Annotated in this window: 17 protein-coding genes; 14 read left to right on the forward strand and 3 right to left on the reverse strand. The window is 60.6% G+C overall.

The features are described from left to right. Window positions 1-102: 102 nt before the first annotated feature. From FCH38_RS19760 to FCH38_RS19775, 4 genes are all read left to right on the forward strand, one after another. Window positions 103-726: a TetR family transcriptional regulator gene (locus FCH38_RS19760; RefSeq protein WP_149899065.1), complete on the forward strand. Its 624-nt coding sequence runs from the start codon at window positions 103-105 to the stop codon at window positions 724-726. 194 nt (window positions 727-920) lie between these two features. After that, complete coding sequence (locus FCH38_RS19765) at window positions 921-2444, forward strand: sugar ABC transporter ATP-binding protein (protein ID WP_174374854.1); 1524 nt, start codon at window positions 921-923, stop codon at window positions 2442-2444. A gap of 52 nt (window positions 2445-2496) precedes the next feature. After that, the gene (locus tag FCH38_RS19770) at window positions 2497-3498 is read left to right on the forward strand and encodes an ABC transporter permease (RefSeq protein WP_153516575.1); all 1002 of its coding nucleotides are present in this window, start codon (window positions 2497-2499) and stop codon (window positions 3496-3498) included. 71 nt (window positions 3499-3569) lie between these two features. Further along, the gene (locus tag FCH38_RS19775) at window positions 3570-4523 is read left to right on the forward strand and encodes a substrate-binding domain-containing protein (protein WP_153516574.1); all 954 of its coding nucleotides are present in this window, start codon (window positions 3570-3572) and stop codon (window positions 4521-4523) included. A 56-nt stretch (window positions 4524-4579) separates the two neighbouring features. On the opposite strand, the gene FCH38_RS19780 is transcribed toward FCH38_RS19775, so the two are convergent. After that, window positions 4580-5473 (reverse strand): LysR family transcriptional regulator, encoded by an 894-nt coding sequence (locus FCH38_RS19780; protein ID WP_149899061.1) that lies wholly within the window; start codon window positions 5471-5473, stop codon window positions 4580-4582. Window positions 5474-6011: 538 nt separating this feature from the next. Between FCH38_RS19780 and odc2 the strand changes: the two genes are divergently transcribed. From odc2 to FCH38_RS19830, 10 genes are all read left to right on the forward strand, one after another. Next, window positions 6012-7145, forward strand: coding sequence for an ornithine/lysine decarboxylase (gene odc2 / locus FCH38_RS19785; protein ID WP_149899060.1), 1134 nt, complete (start codon window positions 6012-6014; stop codon window positions 7143-7145). Window positions 7146-7337: 192 nt separating this feature from the next. Next, window positions 7338-7907, forward strand: coding sequence for a GNAT family N-acetyltransferase (locus tag FCH38_RS19790; protein WP_142842794.1), 570 nt, complete (start codon window positions 7338-7340; stop codon window positions 7905-7907). A 148-nt stretch (window positions 7908-8055) separates the two neighbouring features. Further along, window positions 8056-8457 (forward strand): MarR family winged helix-turn-helix transcriptional regulator, encoded by a 402-nt coding sequence (locus FCH38_RS19795; RefSeq protein WP_174374855.1) that lies wholly within the window; start codon window positions 8056-8058, stop codon window positions 8455-8457. An 89-nt stretch (window positions 8458-8546) separates the two neighbouring features. Further along, window positions 8547-9842: an MFS transporter gene (locus FCH38_RS19800; protein ID WP_174374856.1), complete on the forward strand. Its 1296-nt coding sequence runs from the start codon at window positions 8547-8549 to the stop codon at window positions 9840-9842. A 562-nt stretch (window positions 9843-10404) separates the two neighbouring features. Beyond that, complete coding sequence (locus FCH38_RS19805) at window positions 10405-11784, forward strand: GH1 family beta-glucosidase (RefSeq protein ID WP_174374857.1); 1380 nt, start codon at window positions 10405-10407, stop codon at window positions 11782-11784. A 412-nt stretch (window positions 11785-12196) separates the two neighbouring features. Beyond that, complete coding sequence (locus tag FCH38_RS19810; protein WP_174374858.1) at window positions 12197-12826, forward strand: NAD(P)H-dependent oxidoreductase; 630 nt, start codon at window positions 12197-12199, stop codon at window positions 12824-12826. A 370-nt stretch (window positions 12827-13196) separates the two neighbouring features. After that, a complete protein-coding gene (locus FCH38_RS19815; protein WP_369809588.1) occupies window positions 13197-14237 on the forward strand; it encodes a methionine ABC transporter ATP-binding protein in 1041 nt (346 codons plus the stop codon). Continuing rightward, window positions 14227-14895 carry a methionine ABC transporter permease gene (locus FCH38_RS19820; RefSeq protein WP_149899054.1) on the forward strand — a complete coding sequence of 223 codons (669 nt, stop codon included), beginning with the start codon at window positions 14227-14229 and terminating at the stop codon, window positions 14893-14895. The genes FCH38_RS19815 and FCH38_RS19820 overlap by 11 nt, the downstream gene beginning before the upstream one ends. A gap of 33 nt (window positions 14896-14928) precedes the next feature. Beyond that, entirely contained in the window at window positions 14929-15708 is a 780-nt protein-coding gene (locus FCH38_RS19825) for a MetQ/NlpA family ABC transporter substrate-binding protein (RefSeq protein WP_174374860.1), read from the forward strand. Window positions 15709-15905: 197 nt separating this feature from the next. Continuing rightward, window positions 15906-18149 (forward strand): putative bifunctional diguanylate cyclase/phosphodiesterase, encoded by a 2244-nt coding sequence (locus FCH38_RS19830; protein ID WP_174374861.1) that lies wholly within the window; start codon window positions 15906-15908, stop codon window positions 18147-18149. Window positions 18150-18155: 6 nt separating this feature from the next. Here the strand turns inward: FCH38_RS19830 and FCH38_RS19835 are convergent, their stop codons facing one another. Further along, the gene (locus FCH38_RS19835) at window positions 18156-18404 is read right to left on the reverse strand and encodes a hypothetical protein (protein ID WP_174374862.1); all 249 of its coding nucleotides are present in this window, start codon (window positions 18402-18404) and stop codon (window positions 18156-18158) included. A 117-nt stretch (window positions 18405-18521) separates the two neighbouring features. After that, a complete protein-coding gene (locus FCH38_RS19840; RefSeq protein ID WP_174374863.1) occupies window positions 18522-19793 on the reverse strand; it encodes a glycerate kinase type-2 family protein in 1272 nt (423 codons plus the stop codon).

Below are 19793 nucleotides of genomic sequence, written 5' to 3' on the forward strand. Positions count from 1 at the left end.
AACGGATGTGAAAGCCGGATCATGTTCATGTGACTGACAGTCCGGCAATGCAGAAAGGCACGGTGCGAAAGCGCCGTGCCACGATTGGAAGGAGACATCAGCATGCGCCGTACCAAGGCCGAGGCAGAAGAGACGCGTCAGGCGATCCTTGCCGCTGCCGAGCGTGTGTTCTTCAAAAAGGGTGTGGCCAATGCCTCGCTGGACGAGGTAGCGGTTGCGGCCGGCGTCACGCGCGGGGCAATATACTGGCATTTTTCCAGCAAGACCGACCTTTTTATCGGCCTTTACAAATCGGTGGCGTTGCCCGAATCGGATCTGCTCGATTTCGGTGATCCTGATCTGAAGGGGTTGACCTTGCTGGCCAAGATCGAGGAGGCGGCCTGCAAGTGGCTGGCGCTTCTGGCGCAGGACGAACAACGCCAGCGCATCATGACCATCAGCCTGCGTACAAGCTATTCAGACGAATTCGCGCCTGTCCTGCATGCGCAGGAGGAACTGGACCGCTACCACAAGGATCGGCTGGAAGCGGCTTTCGAGCGGGCGCAGGCGGAAGGTGCGTTCAACGACAACTGGACAGCGGAATCGGCGCTCGGGGCGCTCTATTGGCTGCTGAAAGGCATCTGTTCCGACTGGCTGCTGTTCGGCAAGCGCTTCGATCTTGCAAAAGAGGGCGGCGAGGCCGTGCATAGCCTGATGAAAGGTTTCAGGCGCGCCGCAAATCCCTGATCCGATCCGCCATCAGGCCAGGAAGCCCCCTTCAAATTTCAGTGTATTCTAAAAGACGAGCGAAATTTGCTTTACGTACCTCAAAACGGACGTTAGCTTCTTCTCAGAGCTTTGGGAGGAGTTCGCTTATGGTCAAATCAGGAAAAATCGAGGGGCAAAAACCGTTCGTTCTCACCGGCTGTCGGTGACGGCGCATGGCTTCTGCTGACGAAACTTCAGACCCCGTTCTTATCCGGACGGTTAGGCTGTCCAAATCCTTCGGGCCGGTTCAGGTTCTGAAGGATATCGAGATAGCGGTGCGCGCCGGCGAGGTGCACGCCATCATCGGCGAAAACGGCGCCGGCAAATCGACGCTGATGAAGCTGCTGGCCGGCAATGAGAAGCCGACGGGTGGTGAAATTCTGATCGATGGTGCGGCGGTTACGCTTGGCGGACCGGTGGATGCCGAACATCGCGGCATCGTTCTCGTGCATCAGGAAATATTGCTGGCGCCTGATCTGACGGTGGCGCAGAACATCTATCTCGGCCGCGAATTGCATAAAGGTCCTGTTATGGACGACCGCGCAATGCGCGATGGTGCGCGCAGGGCCGTCGGCGATCTCGGCGGCACGATCGATCCCGACGCCATCGTCGGCAGCCTGTCGATTGCCCAGCGGCAGCTGGTGCAGATCGCCCGCGTTCTGCTGGTGCCGCATCGTGTGGTGATTTTCGACGAGCCGACCGCGAGCCTCACACCCATCGAGACCGATGCGCTGCTGAACGTCATCCGCGACATCAGGGCGAAGGGTGTGGCTGTGCTCTATATTTCGCACCGCCTGCCTGAAGTGAAGGAGATCGCCGACCGTGTGACAGTGCTGCGCGACGGCAGGCTGGTCGCCTCGCATCCGGCCTCAGAGCTGGAGCCGGCTGATATGGCGCGGCTGATGGTGGGGCGCGATGTGGCGAAGCTCTATCCCGACCGCAATGCCGGCGGTGAGCGCGAGCCGGTTCTTGAGGTGGAGCACTTTAACGTTCCCGGTTATGCGCAGGATGCCGGTTTCCGCCTGCGCAAGGGCGAAATCCTCGGTTTCGCCGGTCTGGTCGGGGCGGGCCGGACGGAACTGATGGAGGGCGTTCTGGGCCTGCGGGCCGGGCGGGGAACGGTGCGCCATCTCGGGCGTGCGGTGCATTTTGCCAAGGCCGAAGACAGCCTGAAGGCGGGCATCGTTTATTTAAGCGAAGATCGCAAGGGCAAGGGACTGCTGCTCACCAAGGATTTGCGGGTCAATCTGACGCTTGCTTCGCTGAAGAAATTCAGCCGGCTGTTCCAGATCGACACCCGTCGGGAGACCTCGGCGCTGGACGATGCAGTGCGCGATTTCGATATCCGCACTGGCCGCAAGGATCTGCTGGCGGGCCAGCTTTCCGGCGGCAACCAGCAGAAACTGTTGCTCGCCAAGATGATGCTGCTCGATCCTTCCATCGTCATCATCGATGAGCCGACGCGTGGCATCGATATCGGCACCAAGCAGCAGATTTACCGCTTCATCGCCGGGCTTGCGGAGGAGGGACGCTCGATCATCGTCGTTTCCTCGGAAATGCCCGAGCTGATTGGCATTTGCGACCGCATTCTGGTGATGCGTTCCGGCCGGATCGTCGGTGAGGTGACGGGTGAGCGTATGACTGAAAACGATATCGTGGCGCTGGCGACCGGCGTTCACACGCAGGAACTCGCCTGAGGCTGCACGTTCCGAAAGAGTTGGCCTGAAGAAAAGACAATTGAGGGGAAATATGACCGAGGCCGCAACTGACACCGGCAAGACGCCGAAGACCTCGAAGGACTGGGACCTGCGCGCCGTGGCGCCGTTCGTGGCGCTGGCCCTGCTGCTGGTTCTCGGCACCATCGCCAATCCCAATTTCATCGGCATCGACAATCTGCTGAATGTCGTCACCCGCAGCGCCTTCATCGCCATCATCGCGCTTGGCGCAACCTATGTCATCACGTCAGGCGGGCTCGATCTTTCGGTCGGGGCCATGGTGGCATTCGTCGCCAGCCTGATGATCCTGTTCATGAACAGCGGCGTCATCGCCAGCCCGCTTCTGATGCTGCTTGCCGCCATGGCGCTGGCGCTCGCCATCGGTGCGGCCTGCGGGCTGGCCAACGGCCTTATCACCACCATCGGCCGCATCGAGCCCTTCATCGCCACGCTCGGCACCATGGGCATCTATCGCGGGCTGACCACCTGGCTGTCGCAGGGCGGCGCGATCACGCTGCGCAACCCGGAAATCCAGACGCTCTATCGCCCGGTCTATTTCGGCAATGTCTTGGGCGTGCCGGTGCCGATCGTCGTCATCTTCGTCACCGCTGCCATCGCCGCCTTCGTACTTTATCGCACCCGATATGGCCGGCATCTGACAGCGGTGGGGTCCAGCGAGGATGTGGCGCGTTATTCCGGTATTTCGGTCGCCCGGGTCCGTACCATCGCCTATGTCGTGCAGGGGCTCTGCGTTGCGGTGGCGGTGCTGCTTTATGTACCGCGTCTCGCCTCCACCTCGGCTACCACAGGCATGTTGTGGGAGCTGCAGGCCATCACCGCCGTCGTTGTCGGCGGCACGGCGCTGCGCGGTGGGGTAGGGCGCATCTGGGGCACGATCTGCGGCGCCTTCATTCTGGAGATCGTCGGCAACATCATGATCCTGTCGAACTTCGTCAGCGAATATCTGATCGGCGCCATTCAGGGGGCCATCATCATCATCGCCATGCTGGTGCAGCGCTCGCTCAGCCGCAGGTGACGTATCACGCCGCGCCAGTGGGGCAGGTGCGGTTGAAGGAGGAACGCCCCGGTCTTGGGAGGAAAGAGACTATGCGTAGAAAATTCATCGGCGTGGCATTGGTCGCGCTGGCTGCGGTGATTGCCGGTTCTGCGAATGCGCAGGACAAGAAGGTCACCATCGGCGTATCCATTCCGGCAGCCGACCATGGCTGGACGGCGGGCGTCGTTTATCACGCCGAACGCGTGGCCAAGCTCTTGATGAAGGAGCATCCGGGCCTGAACGTAATCGTCAAGACCTCGCCAGATGCTGCCAATCAGGCCAACGCGCTTCAGGACCTTGCCGTGCAGGGGCTGGACGCATTGGTGGTGCTGCCGTCGGATCCCGATCCGCTGGTCAACGCCATCAAGGAGATCAAGGATAAGGGCACCTTCGTCGCGCTGGTGGACCGTGCGCCGAGCGTCAACGACAATTCGATCCGCGATCTCTATGTTGCCGGCAACAACCCGGCGCTTGGCCAGGTGGCGGGCGAATATATCAAGAAGACCACGCCTGACGCGGAAGTGGTGGTCATTCGCGGCCTGCCGATCCCCATCGATCAGCAGCGCCAGGATGGCTTCGACAAGGGCATCGCCGGCTCCAACGTCAAGGTTCTCGACCGTCAATACGGCAACTGGAACCGCGACGACGCCTTCCGCGTGATGCAGGACTATCTGACCAAATACAAGAAGATCGACGTGGTCTGGTGCCAGGATGACGACATGGCGATCGGCGTGCTGGAGGCGATCCAGCAGGCGAAACGTACCGATATCCAGTATATCGTTGCGGGCGCCGGTTCCAAGGACATGATCAAGAAGGTCATGGACGGCGACAAGCTGGTGCCGGTTGACGTGCTTTACCCGCCGGCGATGGTGGCGACCGCCATGCAACTGACGGCCGGGCATTTCTACGATCAGGTGCCGGTTGCCGGCAATTATATTCTCGACGCGACCCTGATCACCAAGGACAATGCCGAGCAGTTCTACTTCCCGGATTCGCCGTTCTGATCTGATCTTCAGCTAAAACCGACGCCCGCCGCAAGGCGGGCGTTTCATTTGGCGGCTCACCCGTTCTTCTTGAACCACGCCGAAAGATAATCCACGAAGCTGCGCACCTTGGCCGGCAGGTAACGGCGATGCGGATAGACCGCGTAGATGCCCCTGTCCTTGGAAATATAATCGTCAAAGAGCGTTACCAGTTCGCCGGACTGGATATAGGGCCGGGCGATGAAGTCAGGGACCATGGCGATGCCAAGCCCGGCGCGGGCGGCGCGCAGTGTCGCCTGCGGGCTGTTGACCTCGATCGGCCCGCTGATGGTGACCGAATTAGAGCCGCCATCCGGCTCCAGATATCGCACCGTATTGTGAAAGCGGGTATTGGTGTCGATGATGAAGGGAACACGGGAGAAATCCTGCGGCCCGTCGAGCGGCCCGTGCTGGGCCACGAAATCCGCCGTCGCCACCGCATAGACCCGGAAATCGGAAAGCTTGCGGGCGATGAGGCCCGAATCTTCCAGCCGGGTGATCCGGACCGCAAGGTCGAAGCCTTCCTCGATCAGATCAACGAATCGGTCCTCCGCAACGATTTCCAGCGACAGTTCAGGATTTTCCTTGGCGAAATCGATCAGGCTTTGGCCGACATCGGCGTCGATGAAGGTACGCGGAACCGAAATCCTGAGCTTGCCCTTCAGATCGGCATTTTTCTCGCGCACCAGATCGGCAAGGTTGTCGATCTCCTTCAAAATGTCGGAAGCGGTGCGATAATAGGTGTGTCCCGCCTCGGTCATCGAGAATTGCCGGGTGGTGCGGTTGAGGAGCAGCGCGCCGAGATCATCCTCCAGTTCCCGGACATATTTGGACAGAAGCGCCTTGGAACGCCCGGTCTTGCGCGCGGCGGCGGAAAAACCCTCCGCCTCGACAACATCGATAAAGGCGCGGATGCGGGTCAGGGTGTCCATGAAAATCCTCCGGTTCGTTCCATATAATTGAACGCTGGAGGGTGACTGTTCAACCCGTAAAATGACTGCTGAAAAAATCCGCTAAATGGTGAAAAAAACCTCTTGATTATGACTGCGAATATTCTTATCTCCCGTGCTGCCCAAAGTCGCACGTGCCCATGTGTGTCCGCCGAGTCCTCGATGTGGTGAGGATTTAGGTAAGGTACCTGGAACTAACCCCTCCAGTCGCTATTCCGGCCAACCGGGAAATGCGAGGACATATGAAGCAACGACGGTGCGGGCCTTTCTGGTTCTCTGCCGGCTTTCCATCAGCCGGGGTACTGAAGAGGCACACCATCATTGCCTGAAGTGCGGTCGGGTCAATCCCTCCAATCGATGGCAGACAAAGCCGAATGATGCTCTGGCAGGGCATCGTTCATATTCACGCCTTGAGCGTATGCTATCGATTCTGCGCCTCCACCGGCTGATTCGAATGCATATCTCGAGCGTCCTTTGTCCTCCGGATTTTTCCGGAGTCGGTTTTATAGGGAATATATCGATGACGACTGCACGCATTCTCGACTTCATCAAAACCCGACGTCCCGAAGGCCCTTGCCTTGTGGTTGATCTCGACGTCGTGCGCGACAATTTCAACGCGTTCCGGCATTCCCTGCCGAACAGCGCGATCTATTATGCCGTCAAGGCAAACCCGGCTCCGGAAATCCTGAAGCTGCTTGCTGGCCTCGGCTCCAACTTCGATTGCGCCTCCGTGGCTGAAATCCAGATGGCGCTCGATGCCGGTGCGACTTCCGACCGCATCTCCTACGGCAATACCATCAAGAAGGAACGCGATGTCGCCCGCGCTTACGCGCTCGGCATTGATCTCTTCGCCGTGGACAGCCATGAGGAAGTCGAGAAGGTTGCCCGTGCCGCTCCTGGCGCGCGCGTGTTCTGCCGCGTGCTGACGGATGGCGAAGGCGCCGAATGGCCGCTGTCGCGCAAGTTCGGCTGCGTGCCGCAGATGGCTGTCGACGTTCTGGTCTATGCCCATCAGCTGGGTCTGGAATCCTACGGCGTTTCCTTCCATGTCGGTTCGCAGATGATGAATCTCGACGCATGGGATGCAGCACTTGCCGATGCCAAGCGCGTCTTTGCGTCGCTTGCCAAGCAGGGCATCCACCTGCAGATGGTCAATATGGGCGGTGGTTTCCCGACCAAGTACCTGCGCGACGTTCCTGCTGCCGAAGAATACGGCCAGGCGATCGACTCGGCGCTGCGCAAGCACTTCGGCAACCAGATCCCGAAGACGATCATCGAGCCGGGCCGCGGCATGGTGGGCAATGCGGGCGTCATCAAGGCGGAAGTCGTTCTTGTCTCGAAGAAGTCCGACAACGACAACCACCGCTGGGTGTTCCTCGACATCGGCAAGTTCGGCGGTCTCGCCGAGACGATGGACGAGGCTATCCGTTACCCGATCCGCACGACACGCGATCAGGACGAGATGTTGCCCTGCGTTCTGGCCGGCCCGACCTGCGACAGCGCCGACGTGCTGTATGAAAAGAACATGTACCCGCTGCCGGTCTCGCTGACCATCGGCGACGAAGTTCTGATCGAAGGCACAGGCGCTTACACGACCACCTATTCGGCGGTCGCCTTTAACGGCTTCGAGCCGCTGAAGTCCTACGTCATCTGATCCGAACGCCGCCCGCTGAACAGGGCGGCGTCTCGACCAAGCTTCCGTTCCGGCCCTGCCGATTGTGCTGTTGCGCAAATCCCTGCTTGCTGCTCCTCTTCCAGCCGAGGAAAGCGTGTCGGCGGGCCGGAACGGTTTCACCATTTTTCATCAAGGGCCGCGTGTGGGCGGTTGTGTGACGGGAGGCCAAGGATGGCCGCTCTTTTGAATTCGGTACGGGCATTTTTCACGCCGCAGACATTTCATGTCGATCAGGAAAATCCGGGCGATGTCGTCGCCCGTGAGAACCTGCTGGACCGCGCCATGGGCGCTGGCCGCCGCCGCAAATCTTCCGAAAAGCTGCGCGCCGGCCGCGTTCCGGCCGAAGGCCTGGCGCTGGTTGCCCGTGATGAGGACGGCCATGTCATCGCCACGGTGCGCCTGTGGAATGTCGAAGCCGGCATTTCGCGCGAAGGCCGCGCCGTCGAAGCGCTGCTGCTCGGCCCGCTGGCCGTCGATGCCGCCCATGAGGGCAAGGGCATCGGTTCGGCGCTGATGCGTGCGGCAATCGCCGAAGCCACCAGACGCGGCCACGGCGCCATCCTTCTGGTCGGTGACGCGCCCTATTACGAGCGCTTCGGTTTCTTCGCCAACAAGGCGCAGCACCTGATCATGCCCGGCCCGTTCGAGCGCAGCCGTTTCCTGGCGCTGGAGCTGAAAGCCGGCTGGCTGGAAGGCGCTGCCGGTCTCTTGGTCGCAAACGGCCGCAGGCTCTCGGCCTGAGGCGAGCCCCGCTGCTAATATCAAACCCCGGCTCAACGTCGGGGTTTATTCTTTCTACCATATGATCTGTGCAGACGACCTTTCCCCCGCCGACATTTTTCCGAACATCTCTTGCCTGTGACGATTTGCGGGTATATACCCGAGACAAATGCCAAATGATCGCTGCCATTGCATTCTGTTGCGCAAAGCATCCCGCAAGGTCTCGTCCTATTATGACGAGGCGCTGGCGCCGCTTGGCGTCAATATTGGCCAGTTCAGCCTGTTGCGGAATATCAACCGTACTGCGCCGGTGTCGCTGACGGATCTCGCCGCGCGGGTGGAGCTGGATCGCTCTACCGTCGGCCGCAATACCAAGGTGCTGGCGCGCATGGGCCTTGTGGCGATCGGTCACGGCGAAGACCAGCGCGAGGCGATGCTGACCGTGACGGCGGAGGGGCAGGCAATCCTGAAGACGGGCGCGCCGCTCTGGGACGGGGTGCAGGATGAGATCGAGGCTCGGCTGGGGCCGGAAAAGACCGCGCAATTGCAGGAACTGCTCGCAGCCCTGTAATTTTTTGATCATGAAGCGGGTATCTACCCACAAAATCGGGCATATACCCGGAATATCCGGCCGCTGGCCGCTGGAAAGGGATTTTGAACATGCTCTCCACACGCCTTGCCGGATGGATGGCCGGCAGAAACCTGCATTATGGTTGGGTTGTCGCCGCCACCACCTTTCTGACCATGCTGGCCACCGCCGGCGCCATGGGGTCTGCGGGGGTGATGATCCAGCCGCTGCATCAGGAGTTCGGCTGGGATATCGCCGATATTTCCACCGCCATGGCCGTGCGGCTGGTGCTTTTTGGCCTGCTCGGACCTTTCGCCGCCGCCTTCATGAACCATTTCGGCATCCGGCAGGTGGTTTCAACGGCGCTCGCGCTGATCATGGGTGGCATCGTTGCCTCGTTCTTAATGACCGAGGTCTGGCAATTGCTGCTGCTGTGGGGCGTGGTGATCGGCGTCGGCACCGGCATGACGGCGCTGGTGCTGGGTGCGACGGTGGCGTCGCGCTGGTTTTCCAAACGTCGCGGACTGGTGATCGGCCTGATGACGGCAAGCAACGCCACCGGTCAGCTGGTTTTTCTGCCGCTTTTGGCGGCCCTGACGGAGGCCTATGGCTGGCGAACCGCCCTGACGCTGACCGTTGCGGTGATTGCGGCGGCCATGGTCCTCGTGCTTTTGCTGATGCGTGACCATCCCGCCGATGTCGGCCTGCCGGCCTATGGCGAGACCGTGGTGGCGCACCCGCCGAAACAGGACCACAAGTTCCTTGCAACGCTGGTCTCGCCGATTTTGACCCTGAAAAGTGTCTCCGGCAACCCGGTCTTCTGGGTGTTGTTTGGCACCTTCTTCGTCTGCGGGCTGTCCACCAACGGCCTGATCCAGACCCACTGGATTTCCATCTGCGGCGATTTCGGCATGGCGGCGGTCACCGCCGCAGGCACGCTGGCGGTGATCGGCATTTTCGATTTCTTCGGCACGATCTTTGCCGGCTGGCTTTCCGACCGTTTCGACAATCGTTTCCTGCTGTTCTGGTTTTACGGTCTGCGCGGCCTGTCCCTGCTTTATCTCTCGTTTTCCGGGTTCAGTGTCGTGGAGCTTTCGGTCTTCGCCGTATTCTACGGGCTGGACTGGGTGGCGACCGTGCCGCCGACGGTGAAACTGGCCGCCGAGAATTTCGGCCGCGAAAAGGCCGGGCTGGTGTTCGGCTGGGTGTTTGCCGGCCATCAGCTGGGGGCCGCCACTGCCGCCTTCGGTGCCGGGTTCCTCAAGAGCGACTTCGACACCTATATGCCGGCGCTGCAGATCGCCGGGCTGATGTGCATGATTGCAGCTGTCTCGGTGCTGTTGCTCAGAAAGCCGGGCGCTGCCAACCTTGCGCTGCAGGCCGCATAATCGATACCCATCAACAAAGTTCACATTGAACGGGCGGCGGATGATTTTCCGCCGCCACCTCTTTTCGCCCAATCACTTGCGGCAAAATTGCTCCCCGCTTTTCCCCGCCGTCGCTTTCGGCCGCATCATGGTGCCTGCAACCGGAACGGAAGGATGATACGCGCGGCGTCCTTCGCGAACCGGTGGCCGGCATCAACAAGCATGGTTCTGGCAGACCATGTTTCGGAAAGGGCGCCCCGCAATGCCAGAAGCGGGGAGGGGCCGATCCGATAGGTGCCGTGAAAATGCCTTCAGCGACACGGGCCGGCATTACGGTCGGCAAGACGCGGTCCGGCAAATGCAAGACTTCCCCACACTCCCATCCCATCCGCATTTGCCGGACCGACGCTTCGCCCCGCTGCCTTGCCGCTGCGGCGAATTCCTGTGGGCAAAGCGCTTTGGACTTGTTAACTGCGCAGCCTGAAACGTTGTAGATTCCTCTGGCCCGGCTGTACCTCTTCGCCGACATGGTCTAAACCGCTGTCATCTTTTCACGCTCGATGGATATGAGAAGGCCTCTCCGATGATCGATCCCAAAGCGCTTGCAGCCCGTTTTCCCGGTGATTTCCTGTTCGGCGTCGCAACCGCCTCCTTCCAGATCGAAGGCTCCACCAAGGTGGATGGCCGCAAGCCCTCCATCTGGGATGCCTTCTGCAACATGCCGGGTCATGTCTTTGGGCGTCACAATGGCGATATTGCCTGTGACCATTATAATCGCTGGGAAGACGATCTCGATCTCATCAAGGAAATGGGTGTCGAGGCCTATCGTTTCTCCATCGCCTGGCCGCGCATCATCCCTGATGGTTTCGGGCCGATCAACGAAAAGGGGCTGGATTTTTACGATCGCCTCATCGATGGCTGCAAGGCGCGCGGCATCAAGACCTATGCGACGCTTTACCATTGGGATCTGCCGCTGACACTGATGGGCGACGGCGGCTGGGCATCGCGCTCCACCGCCCATGCCTTCCAGCGTTACGCCAAGACCGTCATGGCCCGCCTCGGCGACCGGCTGGATGCGGTGGCGACCTTCAACGAGCCCTGGTGCGCGGTCTGGCTCAGCCATCTTTACGGCATCCATGCGCCGGGCGAGCGCAACATGGAGGCAGCCCTTGCCGCCATGCACCACATCAATCTCGCCCATGGTTTCGGCGTCGAGGCATCCCGCCATGTCGCGCCGAAGGTGCCGGTAGGGCTGGTGCTGAACGCCCATTCCGTCATCCCGGCATCCGACAGCGAGGCCGATCTGAAAGCCGCCGAGCGGGCATTCCAGTTCCACAATGGCGCGTTTTTCGATCCGGTCTTCAAGGGTGAATACCCCGCTGAAATGATGGAAGCGCTGGGCGATCGCATGCCTGCCGTGGAGGCGGAAGACCTCGCCATCATCAGCCAGAAGCTCGACTGGTGGGGCCTGAATTATTACACGCCGATGCGTGTCGCCGACGATGCGACGCCGGGCGCGGAATTCCCGGCCACCACACCGGCCCCGGCGGTCAGCGCTGTGAAGACCGATATCGGCTGGGAGGTTTATGCGCCGGCGCTCAAATCGCTGGTGGAGGCGCTCTACAAGCGTTACGACTTGCCGGATTGCTACATCACCGAAAACGGCGCCTGCTATAATACGGGCATCGAAAATGGTGAGGTGAACGACCAGCCGCGTCTCGATTATTACGCCGAACACCTCGGCATCGTCGCCGATCTCATCAAGGACGGCTACCCGATGCGCGGTTATTTCGCCTGGAGCCTGATGGACAATTTCGAATGGGCCGAGGGTTATCGTATGCGCTTCGGTCTCGTGCATGTGGATTACGACACACAGGTGCGGACATTGAAGAACAGTGGGAAGTGGTACAGCGCGCTGGCGTCGGGGTTTCCGAAGGGCAACCATGGTGTGGTGAAGGGGTGAGGCTACGCCTCAGGACACTGGCCTCTCGCCATCGTCAGCCTTCGAACAATGCGCGCTCCTCATCCCTGTGCTTGTCACAGGGATCCAGCCAGCCCAAGTCCTTGGGCTGAAAGGAGTCTTTCCGCCACGCGGACGCGTGTCGGCTGGATTCCTGTGACAAGCACAGGAATGAGGGTGGGAGACCGGCTGATGCGTGAATTCACCCTCGGCTCCTGACGGGCGAGGGCACGAAGCCTATCCGCAATAAAGTCTGTCTCCTTATTATCAGTTTTCCAAACTTTCTTATCGGTTACCTGGCGGTGCCTGCTTGTGCCCGCCATCCCGTCCCTTATGTCAGGCAAGCTACGAAGCGTAGCGCCCGTTCTGTCGCCCAAGGGGCAGGGCGGGCTGGTCCTCCCAAGGGAAAACGAACATGCTTATCGAAAAACTCAACTGGCGTTATGCCACCAAGAAAATGGACCCTTCCAGGACGGTGTCCGAAGACAAGGTCGAGCGCATCCTCGAGGCGGCGCGGCTGGCGCCAACCTCCAGCGGCCTGCAGCCTTTCGAGGTGATCGTCGTTACCGATCCTGAAGTCCGTGCGAAAATCCGTGAGATCGCCTGGAACCAGGCGCAGGTCACCGATGGCTCGCATCTGCTGGTGTTTGCGGCGTGGGACAACTACACGCAAGAGCGGATCAACCATATGTTCGATCTGGTCAATGAAGAACGCGGCATCAAGAATGAAGGCTGGGAAGCCTATCGCCAGATGCTGCTTACCACCTATCCGCAGCGCGACGAGCAGGTGAATTTCGAACATGCCGCCCGTCAGGCCTATATCGGTTTCGGCATGGCGGTGGCGCAGGCCGCTTTCGAGGGCGTTGATTCCACCCCGATGGAAGGTTTCGACCCGGCCAAGCTGGACGAGATTCTCGGCCTTCGTGAAAAGGGCCTGCGCTCCGTCACCATGCTGCCGCTCGGCTACCGCCAGCCCGATGGCGACTGGCTGGTGAACCTGAAAAAGGTGCGCCGCCCGCTCGAGGAATTCACCAGCCGCGTGTGATTTTCATATCGTTACGAAATCTTGACTGCCGCAGGGCCGCCGAGGTGGCTTTGCGGTAGATTTTTTCTCTCTTTTCAGATAATTGAAAAAACATCCCTGTTAAAAGATGGCGCCTGCGGGCAAGTATGCGCCATCGAATTGCCGATCCCCGGCATTTCTGAGTGAAAGCCTGACGAAATGACCCGGAAAATCAGCTGTCATCGAATGTGCCCCTAGGCTGCATGAAGAGAGCGGTCTCGTACCGCAGCAGGATTTTTTGAGACCCGATCCGTCACGCGTTTTCCCAGAGTTTACAATGAATTTTCCATCATCCGCGGCACCGCCCGCGACCCGGCCACAGGCGGCCCTGGAGCGGGCGGTCAACGACCCGATGGTCACGTTTGAAGGCGTGACCAAGACATTCGGCGGCGCCGATGGCAAGCCCGGCTTTGCAGCCCTTGCCGGTGTCGATTACGTCGTGCCGAAAGGCTCGATCACCGGCATCATCGGCCGCTCCGGTGCCGGCAAGTCGACGCTCATCCGTCTGGCCAACGGTCTTGAAAAACCCTCGTCCGGCCGTGTGGTCGTCGATGGCGTCGATGTCGCGGCACTCGATGAGAAGAACCTGCGCACGCTGCGCCGTTCCGTCGGCATGATCTTCCAGCACTTCAATCTCCTGTCGTCGCGCACTGCTTTCGACAATGTGGCGCTGCCGCTCGAAATTGCCGGTCTGGGCAAGAAGGAGATCGAGACCCGCGTTGCACCGCTGCTCGATCTCGTCGGCCTTTCGGACAAGGCGAGGCGTTATCCGGCCGAACTTTCCGGCGGCCAGAAGCAGCGTGTCGGCATTGCCCGCGCGCTTGCCACCCAGCCGAAGCTGCTTTTGTCTGACGAGGCGACCTCGGCGCTCGATCCCGAGACGACCCAGTCCATTCTCGAACTCCTCAAGCGCATCAATGCCGAACTGGGCCTCACCGTGCTGCTCATCACCCACGAAATGGAAGTGGTGAAGACCATCGCCTCACAGGTAGCTGTCATTGACAGGGGCCTGATCGTTGAAGAAGGCACGACCTTCGATATCTTCACTGCGCCGAAACACGAGACGACCCGCAGCCTGCTGTCGTCCTCGGTCGGCGTGAAGCTGCCGCACTGGGTCACTTCGGGTCTCAAGCCGCAGGCGACGGACGGCGACCGCGTTCTGGTGCGTCTGGTCTTCTTCGGCGAGACGGCGTTTCAGCCGCTGACCGCCCGTCTGGTCGCTGAAATCGGCCCTGACGTGAACATTCTCGCCGGCACCATCGAGGAAATTTCCGGTGAGCCTTTCGGCTCGCTGGTGGTCTCCTATCCGGCCACGGCGGAAATCACCGCCCGCGCCGGTCGCTTTTATGCGGAAACCGGTCTTCACACGGAGGTGCTCGGTTATGTCGCCTGATATGCTGTTCAACCTTCTATTGAAGGGCCTGTTGCAGACACTGCATATGGTCGCGGTCGCCGGCATCGTCGGCTCCATCATCGGCGTGCCGATGGGCGTTTTCCTCGCTACCAGCGGCAAGGGTGAACTGTTTCCAGCACCTATGACCAACCGCATCCTCGGCCTCATCGTCAATGCGGCGCGCTCCACACCCTTCATCATTCTTGTCGTGGCGATCATTCCGTTCACCCGGCTGGTGGCCGGCACGTCGATTGGCACCAGTGCAGCCATCGTGCCGCTGACGGTCGCGACCGTGCCCTTCATTGCAAGGCTGGTGGAAGCGGCAATCCGCGAGGTGGACAAGGGTCTCATCGAGGCTGCCCGCGCCATGGGCGCCACCCCGCTGCAGATCGTCACCAAGGTTCTGCTCGCCGAAGCCAAGCCCGGCATCACGCTGGCGCTCACGCTCACGCTGGTCAGCCTCATCGGTTATTCGGCCATGGTCGGCGCGGTCGGCGGCGGCGGGCTGGGCGATCTCGGCATTCGTTATGGTTACCAGCGCTTCATGCCTGACGTGATGCTGGTGGTGGTTCTGGTGCTCATCGTGCTGGTGCAGCTGGTGCAGAGCGCCGGCGACCGGCTGGCGCGCAGCTTCGACAAGCGGACCCGCAAGAATTAACTGCGTTTATAATAACAACCCAAGGAGACACCCATGAAGAAACTCATCCTCGCGGCTTCGCTCGTCGCCCTCTTCACCGCCGGTCAGGCGCTGGCCGAGACCATCAAGATCGGCGTCACCCCCGCCGAGCACGCGCAGATCATGGAACAGGTGAAGAAGATCGCGGCCGCCAAGGGGCTGGATATCGATATCATCGAATTCTCCGACTATGTCGTGCCGAACCAGGCGCTGAATGATGGCGAGTTGCAGGCCAATTCCTTCCAGCACCAGCCTTACCTTGACAACCAGATCGCTGACCGCAAGTTCGATCTCGTCAGCGTCGGCACCACCATCACCACCCCGATGGGCGTTTATTCGAAGAAGGTGAAGAACCTTGACGAGCTGAAGGACGGCGCGACCATCGGCATTCCGAACGATCCGACCAATGGCGGCCGCGCGCTTCTGGTTCTCGCCTCCAAGGGTGTTCTGAAGGTGAAGGAAGAAGCCGGCCTGAAGGTAACGCCGGCCGACATCACCGAAAACCCGAAGAACATCCAGATCGTCGAACTTGACGCCGCCCAGCTGCCGCGTTCGCTTGACGACACCGACGCTTCGGTCATCAACACCAACTATGCGACGGCAGCAGGCCTGAACCCGAAGAAGGACGCCATTGCTGTCGAAAGCGAAAAGTCTCCTTATGCGAACATCATCGCCGTTCGCACGCAGGACAAGGACAAGCCCTGGGTGAAGACGCTGGTGGAATCCTACCACAGCCCGGAAGTGAAGGCCTTCATTCTGGAAAAGTATAACGGCACGGTCATCCCGTCCTGGTAACCCTGTTCGCCCTGGCGAAAGTTTTGGCCTCTCCCGTTCGCGGGGGAGGTTTTTTCTTTGCGGCGTGGGTTTAAATCCGTCTTTTATGAAAAACCCCCGGTATTTTATGGAAGGATTTTTCAGGTTCACGGCCAGACTGTCGTTTTATACCCGTATCTTTTTGGGGCGGCGTCACAATGCCGTTTAACGGCTTTTGAATGTTTCCTTCGCAAGATGATGCTTTCGAAGGGGAATTTATGCGGATTGCGCCGCGAAACATTGGGGAATATTTGCCGGTCGGGCGCAGAACCGCCGTCGGCATCGTATTGTCCACCTTTGCGCTGGTGCTTCTCATCGTCACCGCGCTGGTCCTGTCCGCCCTCAGCCAGGTCCGGGAAAAGGCGAACCTGCTTGACAATGCCCGCTCACGCGAGACCACGGCGGGCGCTCTGGTCACCTTCCGCGAGCAGCTTGGCGCTACGCTGAATGACTACGCCGCCTGGGACGATGCCGCCGAATATGTCTATGCGCCTGACAGGTTCGACTGGATAGCCAGCAATTACGGCGACATGACGGTCAACAACGATCTCTTCGATACCGCTGTCGTTCTCGATGAAGATGGCAGAGTTCGCATGGCCTACCAGAACGGCAAGCCCGTCACATGGGCGCCTGACGCCTATTTTGCCGCAGGTCTGGAGGAGATGATCGAACGTGTGCAGGCCATGCGTCCGGACATCACCTCGCAGGTCACCGGTTTTGTCAAAACCGATGATGGCGTTGCTGCCGCAGGCGTCGCGCTGGTGCGGCTGAAGTCCGGCGCTCTGCCGTCCGTCGGCGCGGAGCGGCGTTATCTGATTTTCGCCCGCCATCTCAAACAGGCGACGGTGGACAAGCTTGCCCGCAACTACGTCATCGACGGTCTGGAGCTGCAATATGGCGACGCGCCTTCAGTCAACCATGTGGATATCGTCAATCCGCTCGGAGACGTGCTGGCGCGGCTCGTCTGGCGCTCGCATTTGCCGGGAGATGTCAGCTTCCACGAGGCGCGGCCGGTCGTCTTCACCGCGCTCGGCATTGCCGGCACGTTCTTTCTGGTGCTTCTCATCATCGGCTCGGCCACGCTTGACCGGCTGAAGGCGGATGAGGCGGCGGCAAGGGAGGAGGCGCTGCGCGATCGTCTGAGCGGGCTCAGCAACCGCGCCGGTCTGTTTGCCAGGCTGAACCGCATGGTGGGCAAGGCCCGTCACGACAGAACCGATATCAAGCTGCTCTACCTCGATCTCGACGGTTTCAAGGAAATCAACGATTCTTACGGCCATGCCGCCGGTGACCGGCTGATCAAGGGTGTGGCGGCAGCACTTCGGGTGCTGGTGCCGGAAGGCGCGGTGCTGGCGCGGCTCGGCGGCGATGAATTCGCCATCGCCATTCAGGGCAATGATGTCTGGGCGGAAGGCCGCAAGCTGTGTCTGGCGCTGCTCGAACTTTTCACCGAACCGTTCAGCATCGGTGAAAGGGTGGCGAGCATCGGCTGCAGCATCGGTACTTCGGTTTCCCGTGCCGGCGATATCAATGGCGAGGAACTGCTGCGCCGCGCCGACATGGCCATGTATCAGGCCAAGGAGAACGGGCGCGGGCGTTACGTTTCCTATGAGTTGAAGATGGATGCGCTGCGCGAGGAAAAGCTGCAGCTCGAGGCCGATCTTCGCTGCGCCATCCTCAACGACGAGATTACGGTGGTCTATCAGCCGGTCGTCAGCGCCGCAACGCGCTGCATTACCGGGGTGGAAGCGCTGGCGCGCTGGCAAAGGCCGGGACATGGCTTCGTGCCGCCGGATATATTCATCGCGGCTGCCGAAACCAGCGGTCTCATCGACCGGCTTGGCCTTATGGTTCTGCGCAAGGCTTGCGAGACGGCGCGGCAATGGCCCTCCATCAAGTTGTCCGTCAATATCTCGCCCGTGCAATTCCGCAATCCCGCCTTTTCCGGTTATGTGGCGGATATTCTCGCGGCCACACAGACGCCATCCGAGCGGTTGCGGCTGGAAATGACGGAAGGCTATTTCATCCAGCATCCCGAGCGGGCAGGTGCTGCGATCGACAAGCTGAAACAGCTTGGCCTGCATATTGCGCTTGATGATTTCGGCGCCGGATTTGCAAGCGTCGGATATCTGCGCCGCTTCGGCTTCGACCGCATGAAGATCGACCGGTCACTGGTCGTGGCGCTGGAACATGGCGGGCGCTCTCTGGAAATGCTGCAGGCCACCGTGGCGCTGGCGAAATCGCTCGATATTCCGGTGACGGCGGAAGGCATCGAGACCGAGGAACAGGCCGCCATCCTGCATCTGTGCGGCTGCGATGAGTTGCAGGGTTACCTGTTTTCGAAACCGGTGGCCGCCGAAGACATCACCATTATGGTGGAAGCGCAGAACGCGCCGCTCTTTGCACTTCGGGCAGGGGCGTAAACGACATCAATTGATGCGTATCGACTGTTGCGGCAGCCGTTGTGTTATGGGGCAACCGTCCTGAACCTTGGTCCATGACGAGACGTTGAGCTTCATCTCGCAACGCGCGAGATAGGAGCCGCCATCGACCTTCAGACAGGATGTCTGGCCGAGTTCGAACATGGTGCCGCGATTTCGGCATTTGCAATTGTGAGCATCCGCCAAGGTGGGTATGAGGGCCATGATCAGGCCAAGCACGAGCACTCCAGAACGCATGGCTGAAGCTCCAAAGGATACACCTCCAGATTATACCTGTCCGATACTATAGTCAAAATGGCCTTGCCTGAGGATGTGCACACCGGGCGGCAATGGCCAGACGGAACGCAGCCGTTTTCAGCCGATCAAAATCGCCCTGATATCATTGACATTGGTCAGCGTCGGCCCCGTCACCACGAGATCACCCACCCCTTTGAAAGCGGTATAGCTGTCATGGCCCACGAGCGACTGGCGCGGATCGACACCGGCAGCGCGCATGCGGGCAAGCGTATCCGGTGTCACCACGGCACCCGCCGCATCCTCCACGCCGTCTATGCCGTCGCTGTCGCCGGCAATGGCCCAGATGCCGTCTGCGCCCTTCAGCGTCAGCGCAAGGCTCAGCAGGAACTCCGTGTTGCGGCCGCCCTTGCCGGCCGGGCCTTTGCCGATCGTGACCGTGGTTTCACCGCCGGAAAGCAAAACGGCCGGGCCTTTGACCGGCAGACCCTTGCGGCTGGCGGAAAGGGCGATACCGGCCATGACCGCGCCGACATCCCTGGATTCGCCTTCAAGGGAATCGCCGAGGATGAGCGGCGTAAGGCCGAGCTTCACCGCCTCTTCCGCCGCCGCCTGCAGGGCAAGCGAGGGGGCCGCGATCATCCTGACATCCTCGTCGATATCGCCGGCCTTCGGTGTTTCCTCGCCCTTTTCCAATACCCTGCGCACGGTTTCGGGAAGATCGAGCTCATAACGCGAGACGATTTCCCGCACGGTTTCAATGTCGCTTGGATCGGCAACCGTCGGGCCGGAGGCGATCTCGGAGGGGTCGTCGCCCGGTACATCGGAAATCAGCAGCGAAACAACCTTGGCCGGTTTGGCGGCCAGCGCCAGCCGCCCGCCCTTGATGCGGGAGAGGTGCTTGCGCACGGCGTTCATTTCCGAAATCGTCGCACCGCTGGCCAAAAGGGCACGGTTGACGGCCATCTTGTCGGCAAGCGTCATGCCTTCGGCGGGGGCGACCATCAGCGCCGAACCGCCGCCGGAAATCAGCGCGATCACCATGTCCTCGGCGGTCAGGCCCTCAACGGCAGCGAGAATACGTTTGGCCGCCTCAGCACTTTTGTCATCAGGCACTGGATGCGAGGCCTCGATGATCTCGATGCGACCGGCCGGAACGGCATGGCCATAACGGGTCACCACCACACCGGAGAGATCGACATCCGCCCAGGCCTTGTCGAGCGCTGCGGCCATGGCGGCCGAGGCTTTGCCCGCCCCCACCACCACGCAGCGGCCTTTGGGCGGGGAGGGAAGGTGGTGTTGCAGTACTTTTGCGGGGTCGGCGCTTGCGACTGCCGCCATGAAAATCCGGTTGAGGGCGTCTTTGGCGCGGCTGTCATTCCATGCGGTCAT

The sequence above is a fragment of the Agrobacterium tumefaciens genome (assembly GCF_013337285.1).
GTDB lineage: Bacteria > Pseudomonadota > Alphaproteobacteria > Rhizobiales > Rhizobiaceae > Agrobacterium > Agrobacterium burrii.